We start from the raw sequence: 16,374 nt of genomic DNA, 5'->3' as shown, positions 1-16,374 counted from the left end.
GCCTGGGACCCCGGGAGTGCCACTCGTCGGGTGTCCGCGCTTGTCGCACGGACGGTTTGCCGTGGCGACCCGGTCCTCACCCAGGGCACCCCGCCACGGACGGAGGGTTGCCGGACAGCAAGCTGGGGCTTGACGCTGTCACTCATGACCTGGCGCCGACTCTAGGGTCGCGTCCGGCGGGCGGTCAAACGGGCATCCACCATCCGGACAGCCGGGGAGCCCGCGCCGGAGTTTCCGACACGGGCTCCCAACCACCGCTTCAGTTACGGCTGGTGGCCTCCGACCAGCGCCGCAGCAGCTCCTGTGCGACGCCGGAGTCGATGGCCTCCGCCGCCCGCGCCATGCCCGCCGCGAGCTGCTCGGCCAGCGGCGCGTCGCCCAGGTCGAGCGCGACCAGCGCCGCCGCCGTGTTCAGCAGGACGGCGTCCCGCACCGGCCCGCGCTCGCCCGCCAGCAGACGGCGCGCGACCTCCGCGTTGTACGCCGGGTCCCCGCCGCGCAGCGACTCGATGCCGACCAGCTCGATGCCGACCTCCCGCGGGTCGAAGGAGGTCTCGGTGACCACCCCGTCGCGCACCACCCACACCCGCGAGGTCGTGGTGATGGTCAGTTCGTCCAGCCCGTCGTCGCCGCGGAAGACCAGCGCCGTCGAGCCGCGCCGGGCGAGCACCCCGGCGATCAGCCCGGACAGCCGGGTGTCGAAGCAGCCGATGGCGTGGGAGGTGACCTTGGCCGGGTTGGTCAGCGGGCCGAGGATGTTGAAGGCGGTCGGCACCCCGAGGTCGCGCCGCGCGGTGGCGGCGTGCCGCATCGAGGGGTGGAACTTCGCCGCGAAGCAGAAGGTGAGGCCGACCTCCTCGGCCACCTCGGCGACCCGCCGGGCGGAGAGGTCCAGCGCCACCCCGAGCTTCTCCAGCACGTCCGAGGACCCGGTGGAGGAGGAGGCGGCCCGGTTGCCGTGCTTGACCACCTTGGCACCGGCCGCCGCCGCGACGATCGCCGACATCGTGGAGATGTTGACGGTCTTCGCCCGGTCGCCGCCGGTGCCGACGATGTCCACCGCCGGGCCGGCGATGTCCAGCGGCTCGGCGTGCGCGTACATCGCGTCGACCAGACCGGTGACCTCGTCGACCGTCTCGCCCTTGGACCGCAGCGCGATCATGAAGCCGGCCACCTGGGCGGGGGAGGCCTCGCCGCTCATGATCCGGTCCATCGCCCACGCGGTGGACGAGCGGTCGAGGTCCTCCCCCTTCAACAGGGCCGTCAGGAGATCCGGCCAGGAGCGGACCACCTGCGCGGGGTCGCTACCGCCGTTCGCAGGGTTCACGTTCACCATGGCTGACTCCAGCTGTCGTCTGTCCCCCCGCTCCGGGGGGCGTCCGTACGGATGGAGCCAGCCTATCGAGCGGCAGGGCCCCCAGGGCCCCGTCTTCTCTAGTACTGAGACGCCGCCGCTCAGCGGGCGGCCGGCGCCCGCTTGGCCAGCCGGGCCCGCAGCAGGGTGGCGACCGCCCCGGCCAGCGCCACCGGGTCCACCGGGTGGGAGATCGCGGCGTCGGCCCGGCTCCAGGCGGCGAGCCAGGAGTCCTGCGGCCGGCCGATCAGCACCAGCACCGGCGGGCAGCCGTAGATCTCGTCCTTCAGCTGGCGCCCGAGCCCCAGCCCGCCGGCCGGGACCGCCTCGCCGTCCAGCACGCAGAGGTCCACGCCGCCCTTCTCCAGCGCCTTGAGCACCGCCGGGGTGGTCGCGCACTCCAGGTAGGACAGCTCCGGAAGATCCTCGGCGGGCCGACGGCCGAGTGCCGTCAGCACCTGCTCGCGGGTGTTGCGGTCGTCGCTGTAGACGAGGACGGTGAGCGTCTCATCGGTCGTGTACGCCATGGACCCTGCTCCCTCAAGTGTGATCCGGACCACGTTCGCCTGATCCGGATGCTACTCCCGATCACCCTCCGCCGAGTGCCCCTCGCGCACGTTCCTCCTCAAGCCGCCGCGCCCCGGTCTCACCCTCCTGGAGGACTGCCCGTCACCCGGACCCGCCCGGTCCACCCGTACGGCCGACCCCCGGCCCGCTCCCCTACCTCCGGCCGCTGCTCCGACCGTGCATCGACGCGCCGGGCAACGGGGTCGTAGAGTGCCCCGAGGAACCGTCAGAAAAGGGACACGCCGCTGCTCAGCCCCCGTACACCCACCCCGTCGGCCCCCAAGCGGGCATACCGCACGCACCGGACACTCCGAGGGACACCCCCCGGCGTGAAGACGGAATAAGGGACCGACATAATGTCCGTCGTGGCGACAGCAACAGCAGTAGAAACCGGGCACGCGCACGGATCGGTCAACCGGCCGAACATGGTCAGCGTCGGAACGATCGTCTGGCTCAGTTCCGAGTTGATGTTCTTCGCGGCCCTCTTCGCGATGTACTTCACGCTCCGCTCCGTCAAGGGAGCCGAGTTCTGGACCGAGAAGGCCCACGCCCTCAACGTGGCGTTCTCCTCGGTCAACACCACGGTCCTGGTGCTCTCCTCGCTCACCTGCCAGCTCGGCGTGTTCGCCGCCGAGCGCGGTGACGTGAAGAAGCTCCGCATGTGGTTCATCATCACGTTCGTCATGGGCGCGGTCTTCATCGGCGGCCAGGTCTACGAGTACACCGAGCTGGTCAAGAAGGATGGTCTGTCGCTGTCCTCCGACCCGTACGGCACGGTGTTCTACCTGACCACCGGCTTCCACGGCCTGCACGTGACGGGTGGTCTGATCGCCTTCCTGCTGGTCCTGGGACGGACGTACGCAGCCAAGCGCTTCACGCACGAGCAGGCCACCGCCGCGATCGTCGTGTCGTACTACTGGCACTTCGTCGACGTCGTGTGGATCGGCCTGTTCGCGACCATCTACCTGATCAAGTAACCAGCTGATCAGGTCGCTGGCCACCGGCTGCGGCCCCCGCCCTCACCGGCGACGGGCCGCTTCTGCCGGTGCCGACGCTCCCACCGACCGACCGCGCGCGCAGCCCTAGACAGGCAGCCTCGTGCCGGCCAGACCGGCCGCCGGGTGCACCCACCAGTCGACCAGATCCTGACACCGGGGTTATTCCGTGAAAAAGCTCTCCGCACGACGGCGCCACCCATTGGCGGCGCTGGTCGTCCTACTTCTCGCCCTGGCGGCAACCGGGGGGCTGTACGCCGCGTTCGCGCCCGCCGACAAGGCGCAGGCCGACGTCGCCGCGCAGTCGCTCGCGATCGATGAGGGCAAGAAGCTCTTCGCCGTCGGTTGCTCCTCCTGCCACGGCCTGAACGGCCAGGGCAGCAGTGACGGTCCGAGCCTGGTCGGCGTCGGTTCCGCCGCCGTCGACTTCCAGGTCGGCACCGGCCGCATGCCGGCCCAGCAGCCCGGCGCCCAGGTGCCGCGCAAGAAGGCCATCTACACCCAGGCCGAGATCGACCAGCTCGCCGCCTTCGTCGCCTCCCTCGGTCCCGGCCCGGTGACCCCGACGGAGGAGCAGTACACCTCGACCAACCCGGAGGACATCTCCAAGGGTGGCGAGCTGTTCCGCACCAACTGCGCCCAGTGCCACAACTTCGCCGGCCAGGGTGGTGCCCTGACCAAGGGCAAGTACGCCCCGTCGCTGGAGGGCGTGGATCCCAAGCACATCTACGAGGCCATGCAGACCGGCCCGCAGAACATGCCGTCGTTCCCGGACACCACCATGCCCGAGGAGCAGAAGAAGCAGATCGTGGCCTTCGTCCGCCACACCACCAGCGACGAGCCCAACCCCGGGGGTCTCACGCTCGGCAGCCTCGGTCCGGTGACCGAGGGCCTGTTCGGCTGGATCTTCGGTCTTGGCACGCTCATCGCGGTCGCGATCTGGGTCGCCGCCCACACCACCAAGGCCAAGAAGTCATGAGCCACGACATGTCAGAGAACCTCCCGGAGTCGCACGGCTCCGCCGGCGAGGTCGCCGAGCACGGCAACCCGTTCGCCGACCCGGGCCTGCCGGCCCACGAGCCCCGTCGCACCGACATCGACGAGAAGGCCGCCCGGCGCGCCGAGCGCCAGGTCTCGCTGATGTTCGTGATCTCGATGCTCGCCACCGTCGGCTTCATCGCCTCGTACGTGGCCATCGACCCGGACAAGATCGTCTACATCTTCCCGCTGGGTCACGTCAGCGCGCTGAACTTCGCGCTGGGTCTGACCCTGGGCGTCGCGCTCTTCATGATCGGCGCGGGCGCGGTCCACTGGGCCCGCACCCTGATGTCGGACGTCGAGCTGCCGGCCGAGCGTCACCCGATCGAGGCCGACGACGAGGTCCGCGCGGACGTCATCGAGCAGTTCAAGACCGGCGCCGCCGAGTCCGGCTTCGGCCGCCGCAAGATGATCCGCAACACCCTCATCGGTTCGATGGCGCTGGTCCCGCTCTCCGGCGTGGTCCTGCTCCGCGACCTCGGCCCGCTCCCGGAGAAGAAGCTCCAGGAGACCGGCTGGAAGGAGGCGACTCCGGCCAAGCCGCTGCAGCTGGTCAACATGAACACCATGCTGCCGCTGAAGCCGCAGGACGTCGCCATCGGCTCGCTGACCTTCGCCATGCCCGAGGGCCTGAGCACCCACGACGAGGACTTCCAGCAGCGGATCGCCAAGGACGCCCTGATGCTGGTGCGCATCGCACCGGAGGACATCAAGGACGACAACTCCAAGGAGCTGGGCTTCGAGGGCATCCTGGCCTACTCGAAGATCTGCACCCACGTCGGCTGCCCGATCAGCCTGTACGAGCAGCAGACCCACCACGCGCTCTGCCCCTGCCACCAGTCGACCTTCGACCTGGCGGACGGCGCGCGCGTCATCTTCGGCCCGGCCGGCCACCCGCTGCCGCAGCTGAAGATCACCACTGACGACAAGGGCAACCTGGTCGCCACCGGCGACTTCGCGGAGCCCGTCGGCCCGAGCTTCTGGGAGCGTGCTCGATGAGTAGCGCGAGCAGCACCACGACCGGTGCCGCCAAGCCGTCCAGCACGCGTGCCAAGCCCGCCAACAAGTGGGAGGCCGCGGCTGACTGGACGGACGGCCGGCTGGGGATCTACTCCCTCGCCAAGGCCAACCTGCGGAAGATCTTCCCGGACCACTGGTCCTTCATGCTGGGCGAGATCTGCCTCTACTCGTTCGTCATCATCATCCTGACCGGTGTCTACCTGACGCTGTTCTTCAAGCCCTCCATGGGCGAGGTGATCTACAACGGGTCGTACGTCCCGCTCAAGGGCATCGGCATGTCCGAGGCCTACGCGTCGACGCTCGACATCAGCTTCGAGGTCCGCGGTGGCCTGCTGATCCGTCAGATCCACCACTGGGCCGCGCTGGTCTTCGTGGCCGCGATGCTCGTGCACATGATGCGCGTGTTCTTCACCGGCGCGTTCCGCAAGCCCCGCGAGATCAACTGGGTCTTCGGCTTCCTGCTGCTGGTCCTGGGCATGTTCGACGGCTTCTTCGGCTACTCGCTGCCGGACGACCTGCTGTCGGGTACCGGTATCCGCTTCATGGAAGGCGCGATCCTCGCCGTCCCGCTGGTCGGCACCTACCTGCAGATGTTCCTGTACGGCGGCGAGTTCCCCGGGCACGACATCATCCCGCGGTTCTTCACCATCCACGTGCTGCTGATCCCGGGCATCATGCTCGGCCTGCTGGTGGCGCACCTGATCCTGGTCTTCTACCACAAGCACACCCAGTGGGCGGGCCCGGGCAAGACCGAGAAGAACGTCGTCGGCATGCCGCTGATGCCGGTCTACATGGCCAAGGCCGGTGGCTTCTTCTTCCTGGTGTTCGGTCTGATCGCCGCCATCTCGGCGATCGCCTCGATCAACCCGATCTGGGCCTACGGCCCGTACCGCCCGGACCAGGTGTCCACGGACGCCCAGCCCGACTGGTACATGGGCTTCTCCGAGGGTCTGATCCGCGTCATGCCGGGCTGGGAGATCAGCCTGTGGGGCCACACCCTGAACCTGGGTGTCTTCGTCCCGCTGATGATCTTCCCGCTGGTCCTGGTCGCGATCGCGGTCTACCCGTTCATCGAGGGCTGGATCACCGGCGACAAGCGCGAGCACCACATCCTGGACCGCCCGCGCAACGCCCCGGTCCGCACCGCCCTGGGTGCCGCCTGGATCAGCCTGTACCTGGTGCTGCTGATCGGTGGTGGCAACGACCTGTTCGCCACCCACCTGCACCTGTCGATCAACTCGATCACCTACTTCGTCCGCGTCGGCTTCTTCGTCGTCCCGGTCATCACCTTCATCGTCACCAAGCGCTGGTGCCTCGGCCTCCAGCGCCGTGACAAGGAGAAGGTGCTGCACGGCCGCGAGACGGGCGTCATCAAGCGCCTGCCGCACGGCGAGTTCGTCGAGGTGCACGCGCAGCTGCCGCAGAAGGACCTGTTCAAGCTCACCGCGCACGAGCAGAACCAGCCGGTCGAGCTGCCGGCCCAGGCGGACGAGAACGGCGTGGCCCGCAAGGCCGGCGTCCTCACCCGCACCCGGGCCAAGCTGTCCCGCGGCTACTACGGCGAGGGCAGCCAGATCCCCAAGCCGACCGCCGAGGAGCACCACGAGATCACCAGCGGCCACGGCCACCACTGATCCCGTACCCGCGTCACCCCGAGGGCCGCTGACCAGAGTTCGTCTGGTCGGCGGCCCTCGGCCTTTCCGCATCCGCCGGCCCGTCCCCGACCGCGTCTCCAGGAGCCTCCCGTGCAGCTCTCCGTCGACACCGCCTCCGCCACGCCGCCGTACGAGCAGATCCGCGCCCAGATCGCGGAGCGGGCCCGCACCGGGGAGCTGCCCACCGGGCTGAAGCTGCCCACCGTACGGGCCCTGGCCGAGGAGCTGGGGCTGGCCGCCGGCACCGTCGCCCGGGCGTACCGGGAGCTGGAGACGGACGGCGTGGTGGAGACCCACGGCCGGCGCGGCACCCTGATCGCCGCCACCGGGGACAGCGCGCACCGGCTGGCCGCCGCGGCCGCCGCCGAGTACGCCGAGCGCGCGAGCCGCCTCGGGCTCTCCCACGCGGACGCCGTGGCCGCGGTGGTCACCGCGCTGGGGCTGGCCTACCCGGAGGCCTGACGGCCCGTGCGGGGCCAGGACGGCCCCGCACGGGTCCGCACGGGCCCGGCACTGCCCCGGTCAGACCTCGGGGCGGATCATCCCCGCGGCGGGGGCCTGACCGGCCGGAACCGTGGTGCTGAGGGGCTGTCCGACGGCGCTGTGCTTGACCCAGTCCGTCCAGGCCACGTTCCAGTCCCCGAAGCCGTTGCCGAACGGCTCCATCGCGGCGCCCTGGCTGTTCACCACCGTCACCAGGTCCCCCACCCGGGTGTTCTCGTAGAACCACTTGGCGTTGTCGGTGCTCATGCCGGTACAGCCGTGGCTGACGTTCGCGACGCCCTGCGAGCCGACCGACCAGGGCGCCGCGTGCACGTACTCGCCGCTCCAGGTCACCCGGGTGGCCCACTTCACGTCGAGGTCGTACGACTCCGAGCTGCCGGCGGCTATGCCGATGGTCTCGCCGCTCATCCGGACGGACTGCTCCTGGCCGAGCACCACCTTGATGCCGTTGCGGGTGTCGAAGCCGGGCTTGCCGGTGGTGACCGGGATGGTCCGCACGACCTCGCCGTCACGCTTCAGGGTGAGCTCGTGGGCGGCCGCGTCGACCACCGACTCGACCCGCGCCCCGATCCGCAGCTTCAGCGCGCTGCGGTCGCCGCCGTAGAGGCCGTCCGAGATCCGGCTGCCGGTGGCGTCGAAGGCCAGCGCGACGGTCGTGCCGGCCGGCCAGTAGTCCTCCGGCCGGAAGTGCAGGTCCTTGTCGTCCACCCAGTACCAGGCGCCCGTGACGGCGGGCTGGGAGGTCACGGTCAGGCTCTGCTCGACCTCCTGGCGGGCCTGCGGGTCCTTCACCGCCTCGGAGAGCTGCACGGTGAGCGGCTGGCCGACCCCGTAGACGCCGCTGCCGGAGGAGTCCGGGCCGAGCTTGGCGGTGAGCAGGCGCTGGGCCGCGACGGTGCTGAAGCCGGCGGTGGTGTCGCCGCGGCCGCCCTTGCCGTCGTCGGCGGAGATGCGGACGGAGTACGTGGTGGCGGCCTTCAGCCGGCCGGTGGTCTGCCAGCTGCGCTGGTCGTCGGCGAGCTTGCCGGCGACCACCCGGCCGTCCGGGCCGACCACGGTGACGTCGGTGAGCCGGCTGCCCTGCACGGCCGTCACGGTGATCGGCTGGGAGGGATCGACCTGGCCGTCCGCCGAGAGGTGGACCAGCGGGGCCGCGTCGATCCGGTGCGGCCCCGCGGACTCGTCGTCACCGGACGAGCAGGCGGCCAGCGGGGCCAGTACTGCGAGGGCGAGCGAGATGCTGCCTATGCCTGCGATTCCGTGCCTGTCGGCCATGACCGCCTCCGGGGGTTCGCACGATTGATCAGATCGTAGGAACGCCTGCTGGCAGAGCGACATCCGAGGGACCCCTCGTTCACCCGGCTGAGTGAGGCCGTCACCCCGGAGACGCACCAGGGCCGGTCCTCCCGTGCGGGAGGACCGGCCCTGGTGTCGGATGCGGAACCCTACTGGTTCTGGTTCTCGCCCCGGTAGAACTCGAAGACCCATCCGAAGATGCCGATCAGGATGATCGGAGCGGCCCAGAACATCAGCCACCAGCCGAAGATCACGCCCAGGAAGGCGAGCGCGCCACCGAGCGCCAGCGAGAGCGGCTGCCAGCTGTGCGGGGCGAAGAAGCCCAGCTCGCCGGCGTCGTCCGCGACCTCGGCCTCGGGGTTGTCACCCGCGCCGCTGTCCACCCGGCGGGCGGTGAAGGCGAGGTAGTACCCGATGAAGGCGCAGAGCGCGAAGGCCAGGAACAGCGCGGTGGTACCGGCGGCCTCCAGACCCGGGCCCTCGGCGTTGTTGGTCCACAGGCCGTACGTGATGGCCATCGCCAGCACGAAGACCGACAGGCCCAGGAAGATCTTTCCCTGTTCCTTCATCAGGCGTCACCCTCCTGCTTGCCCTTGCCCAGCTTCGGGGCGTCGTACTTCGCCGGGGTCACACCGGCGAGGTGCTTGGCCGGCTCACCGTGGTTCTCCAGGTAGTCCAGCGCGGCGATCTCCGGGTGGTGGAGGTCGAAGGCCGGGGATTCGGAGCGGATCCGCGGCAGGGTGAGGAAGTTGTGCCGCGGCGGCGGGCAGGAGGTCGCCCACTCCAGCGAGCGGCCGAAGCCCCACGGGTCGTCCACGGTGACCTTCTCGCCGTACTTGGCGGTCTTCCAGACGTTGTAGAGGAACGGCAGGATCGACAGGCCGAGCACGAAGGAGCCGATGGTCGAGACGGTGTTCAGCGTGGTGAAGCCGTCCGCGGCCAGGTAGTCGGCGTAGCGGCGGGGCATGCCCTCCGCGCCGAGCCAGTGCTGCACCAGGAAGGTGGCGTGGAAGCCGAAGAACAGCGTCCAGAAGGTCATCTTGCCGAGGCGCTCGTCCAGCATCTTGCCGGTCATCTTCGGCCACCAGAAGTGGAAGCCGGCGAACATCGCGAACACGACGGTGCCGAAGACCACGTAGTGGAAGTGGGCGACGACGAAGTACGAGTCCGAGACGTGGAAGTCGATCGGCGGGGAGGCCAGCAGGACACCGGTCAGACCACCGAAGAGGAAGGTGACCAGGAAGCCGACCGTCCAGAGCATCGGGGTCTCGAAGCTCAGCGAGCCCTTCCACATGGTGCCGACCCAGTTGAAGAACTTCACACCGGTCGGGACCGCGATCAGGAAGGTCATGAACGAGAAGAACGGCAGCAGTACCTGCCCGGTGACGTACATGTGGTGCGCCCACACCGTCACGGACAGACCGGCGATCGCGATGGTGGCCGCGATCAGACCGGAGTAACCGAACATCGGCTTGCGGCTGAAGACCGGGATGATCTCCGACACGATGCCGAAGAACGGCAGCGCGATGATGTACACCTCGGGGTGACCGAAGAACCAGAACAGGTGCTGCCAGAGCAGCGCCCCGCCGTTGGCCGGGTCGAAGACGTGGGCGCCGAACTTGCGGTCGGCCTCCAGGGCGAACAGCGCGGCGGCCAGGACCGGGAAGGCCAGCAGGACCAGCACCGAGGTCAGCAGGACGTTCCAGACGAAGATCGACATCCGGAACATCGTCATGCCCGGGGCGCGCATGCAGATGATCGTGGTGATGAAGTTGACCGCACCGAGGATCGTTCCGAAGCCGGAGAAGGCCAGACCCATGATCCACATGTCGCCGCCGACGCCGGGCGAGTGCACCGCGTCCGACAGCGGGGAGTAGGCGAACCAGCCGAAGTCGGCGGCGCCGTTCGGGGTCACGAAGCCCGCCACCGCGATGGTCGAACCGAAGAGGTACAGCCAGTACGCGAACATGTTCAGACGCGGGAAGGCCACGTCCGGGGCGCCGATCTGCAGCGGCATGATCCAGTTCGCGAAGCCCGCGAACAGCGGCGTCGCGAACATCAGCAGCATGATCGTGCCGTGCATCGTGAACGCCTGGTTGAACTGCTCGTTCGACAGGATCTGGGTCCCGGGACGAGCCAGCTCGGCGCGCATGACCAGGGCGAGGATGCCACCGATCAGGAAGAAGGCGAACGACGTGCCCAGGTACAGCGTGCCGATCGTCTTGTGGTCAGTGGTGGTCAGCCACTTGATGATGGTCGAACCCGGCTTCCGGGTCCGCTGCGCCCCGACCGTGACGGCATCGGCGCCCCCGCCTGCTGCGGCGGGCTCGTTGAGGATGGTCACTTCTCTTCACTTCCCATGCCGATGACGCCGGAGGGCACCGCACCGTTCTGGCCCTTGGCGCGAAGCTCGGCCAGGTGCTTGTCGTAGTCGGCGCGGTCGACGACCTTGACGTTGAACAGCATGCGCGAGTGGTCGGTGCCGCAGAGCTCGGCGCACTTGCCCATGTACTCACCCTTGACGTTCGGGGTGACCTCGAACTTGTTCACCACGCCCGGCACGACGTCCATCTTCATCAGGAAGTTGACGGGCCAGAAGTCGTGGATGACATCACGCGAGGTGAGCCGGAACTGCACCGACTCGTTGACCGGCAGCCAGAGCGTCGGAACGCTCCCGGGGGTACCGACCTCGAACGCGGCGTCCTTGTTGGCCGGGTCGGGGTTCTCGGTGTTCTCGTAGTTGAACGCCCAGCTCCACTGGAAGCCCACCACGTTGACGTAGTGCTGCGGCTTCTCGGAGGTGGAGGTCAACTTGGCCTCGTCGCGGGCGACGAAGTAGAAGAGCACCGAGACGATGATGATGGGGACCGCGGTGTAGAGCGCCTCGATGGGCACGTTGTACCGGGTCTGCGGAGGTACCTCCACACCGGTGCGCTTGCGCCGGTGGAAGATCACGCTCCAGATGATCAGACCCCACATCAGTCCGCCGACCACCAGCGCCGCGATCCAGGACCCCTGCCACATGCGGAGGACCAGCGGCCCTTCCTCGGTGACGGGGCTCGGGAGGCCAAGCCTGGGGAGGTCGTTGGCCGAGCAGCCGGTGGCGGTCGCGATGACGAGGCCCAGTGCCAGCGCCTGAGGCAGCTTCCGCCGCATCGTGCGCCGCGGCGAGCGGTCGGAGCCGTTGGGACTCACGTAGCGCCTTCCCGAAGTCTCGCCCGCCTTCGCGTCGCCCCGGGGAGGAGTGTGAGCCTCCCCGGCGACCCGTCCACGGGCACGGTTTGAATGCTTATGCGGGCCAAACCCTACTCCAGCCTTATGCGCTCCTGACGGGCAGCCCCCGGTAACGCGCCGCCCGGTCGCCCGATCAGGCCCGGCAAGGGCTGCGCCGCAGGTCATCGTAGGCATTCGAGGTCCTTACGCCCGATCGGGGGATGACCTCGGACAACGTCCGTGACGACCCGTCGGACACGGATGAAGCGGACATTCGGCGTGATCGACTGACGGCGGGTGAGCCGCGCGATCGGGCCGGAACGCGCGTCGGGTGTGTCGTTAAATGTGACCGTGTACTTCGACGCGGCCTCGACGGCCCCCCTGCACCCCGTCGCGCGGCAGGCACTGACCGCCGCCCTGGACGAGGGCTGGGCCGATCCGGCCCGGCTGTACCGCTCCGGCCGACAGGCCCGGATGCTGCTGGACGCCGCCCGCGAGACCGTCGCCGAGGTCCTGGGCGCGCGGGCCGACGAGATCGCCTTCACCGCGAGCGGGACGCAGGCCGTCCAGCTCGGCCTGCTCGGCGCCCTGGCCGGCAACCGCCGGCGCGGCGGCCACCTGGTGCACTCCGCGGTGGAGCACTCCAGCGTGCTGCACGTCGCCGAGCGCCACACGGCGGGCGGGGGCGAGGCCTCGGTCGTACCGGTGGACCGGGGCGGCCGGGTCGACCCGGCGGCCTTCGGCGCGCTGCTGCGCCCGGACACCGCGCTGGCCGCGCTGCAGAGTGCCAACCACGAGGTGGGAACGGTCCAGCCGGTCGGCGAGGTCGCGGAACTGTGCGCCGCGGCCGGCGTCCCGCTGCTGGTGGACGCCGCGCAGAGCGCCGGCCGGGTGGACGTCCCCGCGGGCTGGTCGCTGCTGACCGCGAGCGCGCACAAGTGGGGCGGCCCGCCCGGGGTCGGGGTGCTGGCGGTGCGCAAGGGCGTGCGCTACTCCTCGCCGCTGCCGGCCGACGAGCGCGAGGGCGGCCGGGTGCCCGGTTACGTCAACGTCCCGGCGATCGTGGCCGCGGCCGCCTCGCTGCGCGCCGTCCGGGCCGGGGCCGAGCAGGAGAACGCCCGGCTGCACGCACTGGTGGAGCGGATCCGGGCCCGGGTGCCGCAGCTGGTGCCCGAGGTCGAGGTGGTCGGCGACCCGGTGCGGCGGCTGCCGCACATCGTCACCTTCTCCTGCCTGTACGTGGACGGCGAGGTGCTGCTCACCGAGCTCGACCGGGCGGGCTTCGCGGTCTCCTCCGGCTCCTCCTGCACCTCCTCCACGCTGACGCCCAGCCACGTGCTGGCGGCGATGGGGGTGCTCACCGAGGGGAACGTCCGGGTCTCGCTGCCGTACGGGACGGCCGAGGCGGACGTGGAGCGCTTCCTCGCGGTGCTGCCGGAGCTGGTGGCCGGTGTCCGGGCACCGCTCGGGCTGGACCTCCCGGCGCCGGCGGCGGCCGCCGCGCAGGAGGGTTCCGCCCTGCTCGTCATCGACGCCCTGGGCAAGCGGTGCCCGCTGCCGGTGATCGAGCTGGCGAAGCGGATCGGCGAGGTGCCGCAGGGCGGCACGGTCGCCGTGCTGGCCGACGACGAGGCGGCCCGGCTGGACATCCCGGCCTGGTGCGGGATGCGCGGGCACGAGTACGCGGGCGAGGCCCCGGCCGCCGACTACGGCGGCGACCGGGGCTCGGCCTACCTCGTCGTGCGGCGGACTACTTGACCAGGTGCGCGCGGACCTCGGCGGCCGCCTCGGCGCCGTAGCTCTCCTCGAAGCGCTTCAGGAAGCCGACCGGGCGCAGCTCGTACTCCTGGGTGCCGACGGTCTCGATGACCAGGGTGGCGAGCATGCAGCCGAGCTGGGCGGAGCGCTCCAGGTCGAGGTCCCAGGACAGGCCGGTGAGGAAGCCGGCCCGGAAGGCGTCGCCGACGCCGGTCGGGTCGACCTTGGCCTCCTCCTGGGCGCAGCCGACCACGATCGGCGCCTCACCCTTGCGCTCGATCCGGACACCCTTGCTGCCGAGGGTGGTGATCCGGGTGCCGACGCGGGTGAGCAGCTCCTCGGCGTCCCAGCCGGTCTTGGTCTCGATCAGCGCGGCCTCGTACTCGTTGGTGAAGAGGTACGCGGCGCCGTCGACGATCTCGCGGATGTCGTCGCCCTCCAGGCGGGCCAGCTGCTGGGAGGGGTCGGCGGCGAAGGCGTAGCCGCGGGTGCGGCACTCCTGGGTGTGGCGGACCATGCCCTGCGGGTCGTCGGCGCCGATCAGGACGAGGTCCAGGCCGCCGACGCGGTCGGCGATCGGCTTCAGCTCGATGTTGCGGGCCTCGGCCATGGCGCCGGTGTAGAACGAGGCGATCTGGTTGTGGTCCTCGTCCGTGGTGCACATGAAGCGGGCCGTGTGCCGGGTCTCGGAGATGTGGACGGACTCGCAGTCCACGTTGTTGCGCTCCAGCCAGCTGCGGTACTCGGCGAAGTCCGCGCCGGCGGCGCCGACCAGGATCGGGCGCAGTCCGAGCACACCCATGCCGAAGGCGATGTTCGGGGCGACCCCGCCGCGGCGGATGTCCAGGGTGTCGACCAGGAAGGACAGCGACACCGTGTGCAGCTGCTCGGCGACGAGCTGGTCGGCGAACCGGCCGGGGAACGTCATCAGGTGGTCGGTGGCGATCGAGCCGGCGACGGCGATACGCACGGAAGGTCTCCTCAGGGTGGCTTCAGGGCCAGCGGACAGGCGCGGACGAACCCACCCACGGTACCGGGCTCCGGGCCGCGAACCGGCAAGAGTCCCGCAAGTTGCCGCCCCGCACGGCCATGGTGGCACCCCTTGCCGTCGAACGTGTACTACCTCCGGGTAGCACTGGTGGGCGGTGCGAGGCCCGGCCTAGGGTCGGCCTCAGGAGGCCCGCCGTGCGGGTGGGCCCCGACGTCGACCGTGGCAGCGCGGCCACGGCACTCGATCGGAGCGATGCCCGATGATGACCGACCACTCCCCGTTGCCCGGCCTGCGGGCCGAGGACGGCGAGACCCTCGACGCCCTGCTGGACTCCTCCCGGCGGCTGCTCCGGTTCTGGCCGCTGCTGACGCCCGGCCCGGAGACCAGCGCCCCTTCACCCGTCGGCTTCCGGGTCCCGTCCGGGGCGCAGCGGGTGGTCGCCGGGATGGCCGAGTACGGCTTCTGAGCCGTTCCCGGAGCGACGCGGAACCGGATCCGCCCGGGGCACGTCACATCCGCGCGGAGCGGCCGAGGAGGCGGCACCGCTGAGCTCTCGGGAGGATGTGCAGATGGATCTGGAGACGATGCCGCGGCGGGGTCGGCGGACGGCGGCCCTGGCGGCCCTCGCGCTGGCGGCGGTGGTGACGGTGGCCGGGTGCAACGGGGACGGCAAGCCCGCCTCGGACTCGGCGAGTGCCACGGCCGGCGGCTCGGCCTCGGCGAGCGCCTCCCCGCAGGCCCCGACGCCCTCCGGCGGCGCGTCCGCCACCGCGACGGGGAGCCCCGCGGACACCGGCAAGCCGCAGACGCCGCCGACCGACTTCTCCCCCACCCTGGCCTCGCCCGCCCCGGGGCAGCCGACGCCGGGCACTCCCCCGGTGAACGGGATCGCGCCGGGCGAGCCGAACCCGAACGGCTCGGGCTCGCCTGCGCATCCGCCGGTGGCCTACCGGGTGGACGGCACCACCAAGCTGACCGTCTACTTCTTCGGCGGGGTCTGCACGAAGTACGCGCTGAAGGCGGACGAGTCGCAGCCGGGCCGGGTGGACGTCCTGGTCGTGACGGGACCGCCCACCGTGGGCCCGGGGCAGGTCTGCAACGCGCTGGCCAAGCGGCAGTCGGTGTCGGCCGATCTGCGCTCGCCGCTGGCCGGGCGGACGGTGGTCGACAAGACCAGCGGCCAGGAGGTGCCGCTGGACGCCGACCCGCACGCCGGGCCGGACCCGGTGACCCCGGACGTGGCCGGCCAGTAGCAGCCGGTGTGAGTCGGCCGCCGGGGCCCCAGCAGGCCCCGGCCGCGCTCGGCGCACGCGAGCAGCGCGGGAACGCGGGAACGCGGGAACGCGGGAACGCGGGAACGCGGGCAACGAAAAAGGCGGCCCCGGGAGCACCCGGGGCCGCCTCTTCGCAGCAGGCTTAGCTGAACGAGTCGCCGCAGGCGCAGGAGCCCGTGGCGTTCGGGTTGTCGATCGTGAAGCCCTGCTTCTCGATGGTGTCGACGAAGTCGACGGTGGCGCCACCCAGGTACGGGGCGCTCATCCGGTCGGTGACGACCTTGACGCCGTTGAAGTCCTTGATCACGTCGCCGTCGAGCGAGCGCTCGTCGAAGAACAGCTGGTAACGCAGGCCGGAGCAGCCACCGGGCTGGACGGCGACGCGCAGCGCGAGGTCCTCGCGGCCTTCCTGCTCCAGCAGGGCCTTGACCTTGGCCGCGGCGGCATCGGTGAGGAGGATGCCACTCTCGACGGTGGTCTCGTCCTGGACGGTCATCTGCTTTCTCCCGGTCTTGACGACGGTCTACCGCCAGTGCCAACCAACGGCCGTCCGGTTTCATTTCCCGGGCGGCGACGAATTTGCTGGCCTGATGTGCGGCTGATTTCCGTGGGCCGGGTGTGCCACCCGCGTCCCCTACGCTCCCCATGCTCGCACAACCCGGGAGGACCGGGCACCGCCCGAGCCCCGGATCCGGGTGAACCGGCCCCG

16 protein-coding genes and 1 riboswitch are annotated in these 16,374 nt (G+C 70.5%); of the genes, 8 read left to right on the top strand and 8 right to left on the bottom strand.

The window, feature by feature from the left end:
• Positions 1–31 precede the first annotated feature (31 nt).
• Positions 32–150, bottom strand: a riboswitch (SAM riboswitch).
• A 109-nt stretch (positions 151–259) separates the two neighbouring features.
• Positions 260–1,336, bottom strand: coding sequence for an anthranilate phosphoribosyltransferase (trpD, locus tag ACIRST_RS13465; protein ID WP_402802382.1), 1,077 nt, complete (start codon positions 1,334–1,336; stop codon positions 260–262).
• Positions 1,337–1,455: 119 nt separating this feature from the next.
• Entirely contained in the window at positions 1,456–1,881 is a 426-nt protein-coding gene (locus tag ACIRST_RS13460) for a hypothetical protein (RefSeq protein WP_402802381.1), read from the bottom strand.
• Between the two features lie 396 nt (positions 1,882–2,277).
• Between ACIRST_RS13460 and ACIRST_RS13455 the strand changes: the two genes are divergently transcribed.
• The 5 genes from ACIRST_RS13455 to ACIRST_RS13435 all read left to right on the top strand — a co-directional run bounded on the left by ACIRST_RS13455 (position 2,278) and on the right by ACIRST_RS13435 (position 7,091).
• Positions 2,278–2,898 carry a heme-copper oxidase subunit III gene (locus ACIRST_RS13455; protein WP_350522544.1) on the top strand — a complete coding sequence of 207 codons (621 nt, stop codon included), beginning with the start codon at positions 2,278–2,280 and terminating at the stop codon, positions 2,896–2,898.
• A gap of 187 nt (positions 2,899–3,085) precedes the next feature.
• Positions 3,086–3,895: a c-type cytochrome gene (locus ACIRST_RS13450; RefSeq protein WP_350522545.1), complete on the top strand. Its 810-nt coding sequence runs from the start codon at positions 3,086–3,088 to the stop codon at positions 3,893–3,895.
• Positions 3,896–3,903: 8 nt separating this feature from the next.
• Positions 3,904–4,953, top strand: coding sequence for a Rieske 2Fe-2S domain-containing protein (locus ACIRST_RS13445; RefSeq protein WP_350522546.1), 1,050 nt, complete (start codon positions 3,904–3,906; stop codon positions 4,951–4,953).
• A complete protein-coding gene (locus tag ACIRST_RS13440; RefSeq protein ID WP_402802378.1) occupies positions 4,950–6,608 on the top strand; it encodes a cytochrome bc complex cytochrome b subunit in 1,659 nt (552 codons plus the stop codon). Before ACIRST_RS13445 ends, ACIRST_RS13440 begins: the two co-directional genes overlap by 4 nt.
• Before the next feature lie 111 nt (positions 6,609–6,719).
• Positions 6,720–7,091, top strand: a complete 372-nt coding sequence (locus tag ACIRST_RS13435; protein WP_350522548.1) for a GntR family transcriptional regulator — start codon at positions 6,720–6,722, stop codon at positions 7,089–7,091.
• A gap of 60 nt (positions 7,092–7,151) precedes the next feature.
• Here ACIRST_RS13435 and ACIRST_RS13430 read toward each other — a convergent pair whose 3' ends face one another.
• From ACIRST_RS13430 to coxB, 4 genes are all read right to left on the bottom strand, one after another.
• Positions 7,152–8,408, bottom strand: a complete 1,257-nt coding sequence (locus tag ACIRST_RS13430; RefSeq protein ID WP_402802376.1) for an Ig-like domain-containing protein — start codon at positions 8,406–8,408, stop codon at positions 7,152–7,154.
• A gap of 170 nt (positions 8,409–8,578) precedes the next feature.
• Positions 8,579–8,998, bottom strand: coding sequence for a cytochrome c oxidase subunit 4 (locus ACIRST_RS13425; RefSeq protein ID WP_350522550.1), 420 nt, complete (start codon positions 8,996–8,998; stop codon positions 8,579–8,581).
• On the bottom strand, positions 8,998–10,773 hold the full coding sequence (gene ctaD, locus ACIRST_RS13420) for a cytochrome c oxidase subunit I (RefSeq protein WP_350522551.1): 1,776 nt from the start codon (positions 10,771–10,773) through the stop codon (positions 8,998–9,000). The genes ACIRST_RS13425 and ctaD overlap by 1 nt, the downstream gene beginning before the upstream one ends.
• Entirely contained in the window at positions 10,770–11,624 is an 855-nt protein-coding gene (gene coxB, locus ACIRST_RS13415) for a cytochrome c oxidase subunit II (RefSeq protein WP_402802374.1), read from the bottom strand. The genes ctaD and coxB overlap by 4 nt, the downstream gene beginning before the upstream one ends.
• A 369-nt stretch (positions 11,625–11,993) precedes the next feature.
• On the opposite strand from coxB, the gene ACIRST_RS13410 reads away from it, so the two are divergent.
• Positions 11,994–13,400, top strand: coding sequence for a cysteine desulfurase/sulfurtransferase TusA family protein (locus ACIRST_RS13410; RefSeq protein ID WP_402802372.1), 1,407 nt, complete (start codon positions 11,994–11,996; stop codon positions 13,398–13,400).
• Here the strand turns inward: ACIRST_RS13410 and ACIRST_RS13405 are convergent.
• Positions 13,393–14,370, bottom strand: a complete 978-nt coding sequence (locus ACIRST_RS13405; protein WP_402802371.1) for a carbohydrate kinase family protein — start codon at positions 14,368–14,370, stop codon at positions 13,393–13,395. The genes ACIRST_RS13410 and ACIRST_RS13405 overlap by 8 nt on opposite strands.
• Positions 14,371–14,650: 280 nt before the next feature.
• Between ACIRST_RS13405 and ACIRST_RS13400 the strand changes: the two genes are divergently transcribed.
• A complete protein-coding gene (locus ACIRST_RS13400) occupies positions 14,651–14,857 on the top strand; it encodes a hypothetical protein (RefSeq protein WP_350522555.1) in 207 nt (68 codons plus the stop codon).
• A 103-nt stretch (positions 14,858–14,960) separates the two neighbouring features.
• On the top strand, positions 14,961–15,644 hold the full coding sequence (locus tag ACIRST_RS13395; RefSeq protein ID WP_350522556.1) for a hypothetical protein: 684 nt from the start codon (positions 14,961–14,963) through the stop codon (positions 15,642–15,644).
• 163 nt (positions 15,645–15,807) lie between these two features.
• Here ACIRST_RS13395 and erpA read toward each other — a convergent pair whose 3' ends face one another.
• Complete coding sequence (erpA, locus tag ACIRST_RS13390) at positions 15,808–16,161, bottom strand: iron-sulfur cluster insertion protein ErpA (protein WP_316520866.1); 354 nt, start codon at positions 16,159–16,161, stop codon at positions 15,808–15,810.
• Between the last annotated feature and the right edge of the window lie 213 nt (positions 16,162–16,374).

It is taken from the genome of Kitasatospora sp. NPDC101447 (assembly GCF_044767225.1).
Classification (GTDB): Bacteria; Actinomycetota; Actinomycetes; order Streptomycetales; family Streptomycetaceae; genus Kitasatospora.
Note: the sequence above shows the minus strand (reverse complement) of the source record. Positions and strands in the feature narration are given on the sequence as shown.

Excerpts from the sequence above, each read along its gene's own strand:
- trpD (WP_402802382.1), bottom strand. The coding sequence starts at position 1,336 with ATGGTGAACGTGAACCCTGCGAACGGCGGTAGCGACCCCGCGCAGGTG.
- ACIRST_RS13425 (WP_350522550.1), bottom strand. The coding sequence starts at position 8,998 with ATGAAGGAACAGGGAAAGATCTTCCTGGGCCTGTCGGTCTTCGTGCTG.
- ACIRST_RS13440 (WP_402802378.1), top strand. The coding sequence starts at position 4,950 with ATGAGTAGCGCGAGCAGCACCACGACCGGTGCCGCCAAGCCGTCCAGC.
- ACIRST_RS13445 (WP_350522546.1), top strand. The coding sequence starts at position 3,904 with ATGTCAGAGAACCTCCCGGAGTCGCACGGCTCCGCCGGCGAGGTCGCC.
- ACIRST_RS13395 (WP_350522556.1), top strand. The coding sequence starts at position 14,961 with ATGGATCTGGAGACGATGCCGCGGCGGGGTCGGCGGACGGCGGCCCTG.
- ACIRST_RS13400 (WP_350522555.1), top strand. The coding sequence starts at position 14,651 with ATGATGACCGACCACTCCCCGTTGCCCGGCCTGCGGGCCGAGGACGGC.
- ACIRST_RS13430 (WP_402802376.1), bottom strand. The coding sequence starts at position 8,408 with ATGGCCGACAGGCACGGAATCGCAGGCATAGGCAGCATCTCGCTCGCC.
- ACIRST_RS13460 (WP_402802381.1), bottom strand. The coding sequence starts at position 1,881 with ATGGCGTACACGACCGATGAGACGCTCACCGTCCTCGTCTACAGCGAC.
- erpA (WP_316520866.1), bottom strand. The coding sequence starts at position 16,161 with ATGACCGTCCAGGACGAGACCACCGTCGAGAGTGGCATCCTCCTCACC.
- ACIRST_RS13455 (WP_350522544.1), top strand. The coding sequence starts at position 2,278 with ATGTCCGTCGTGGCGACAGCAACAGCAGTAGAAACCGGGCACGCGCAC.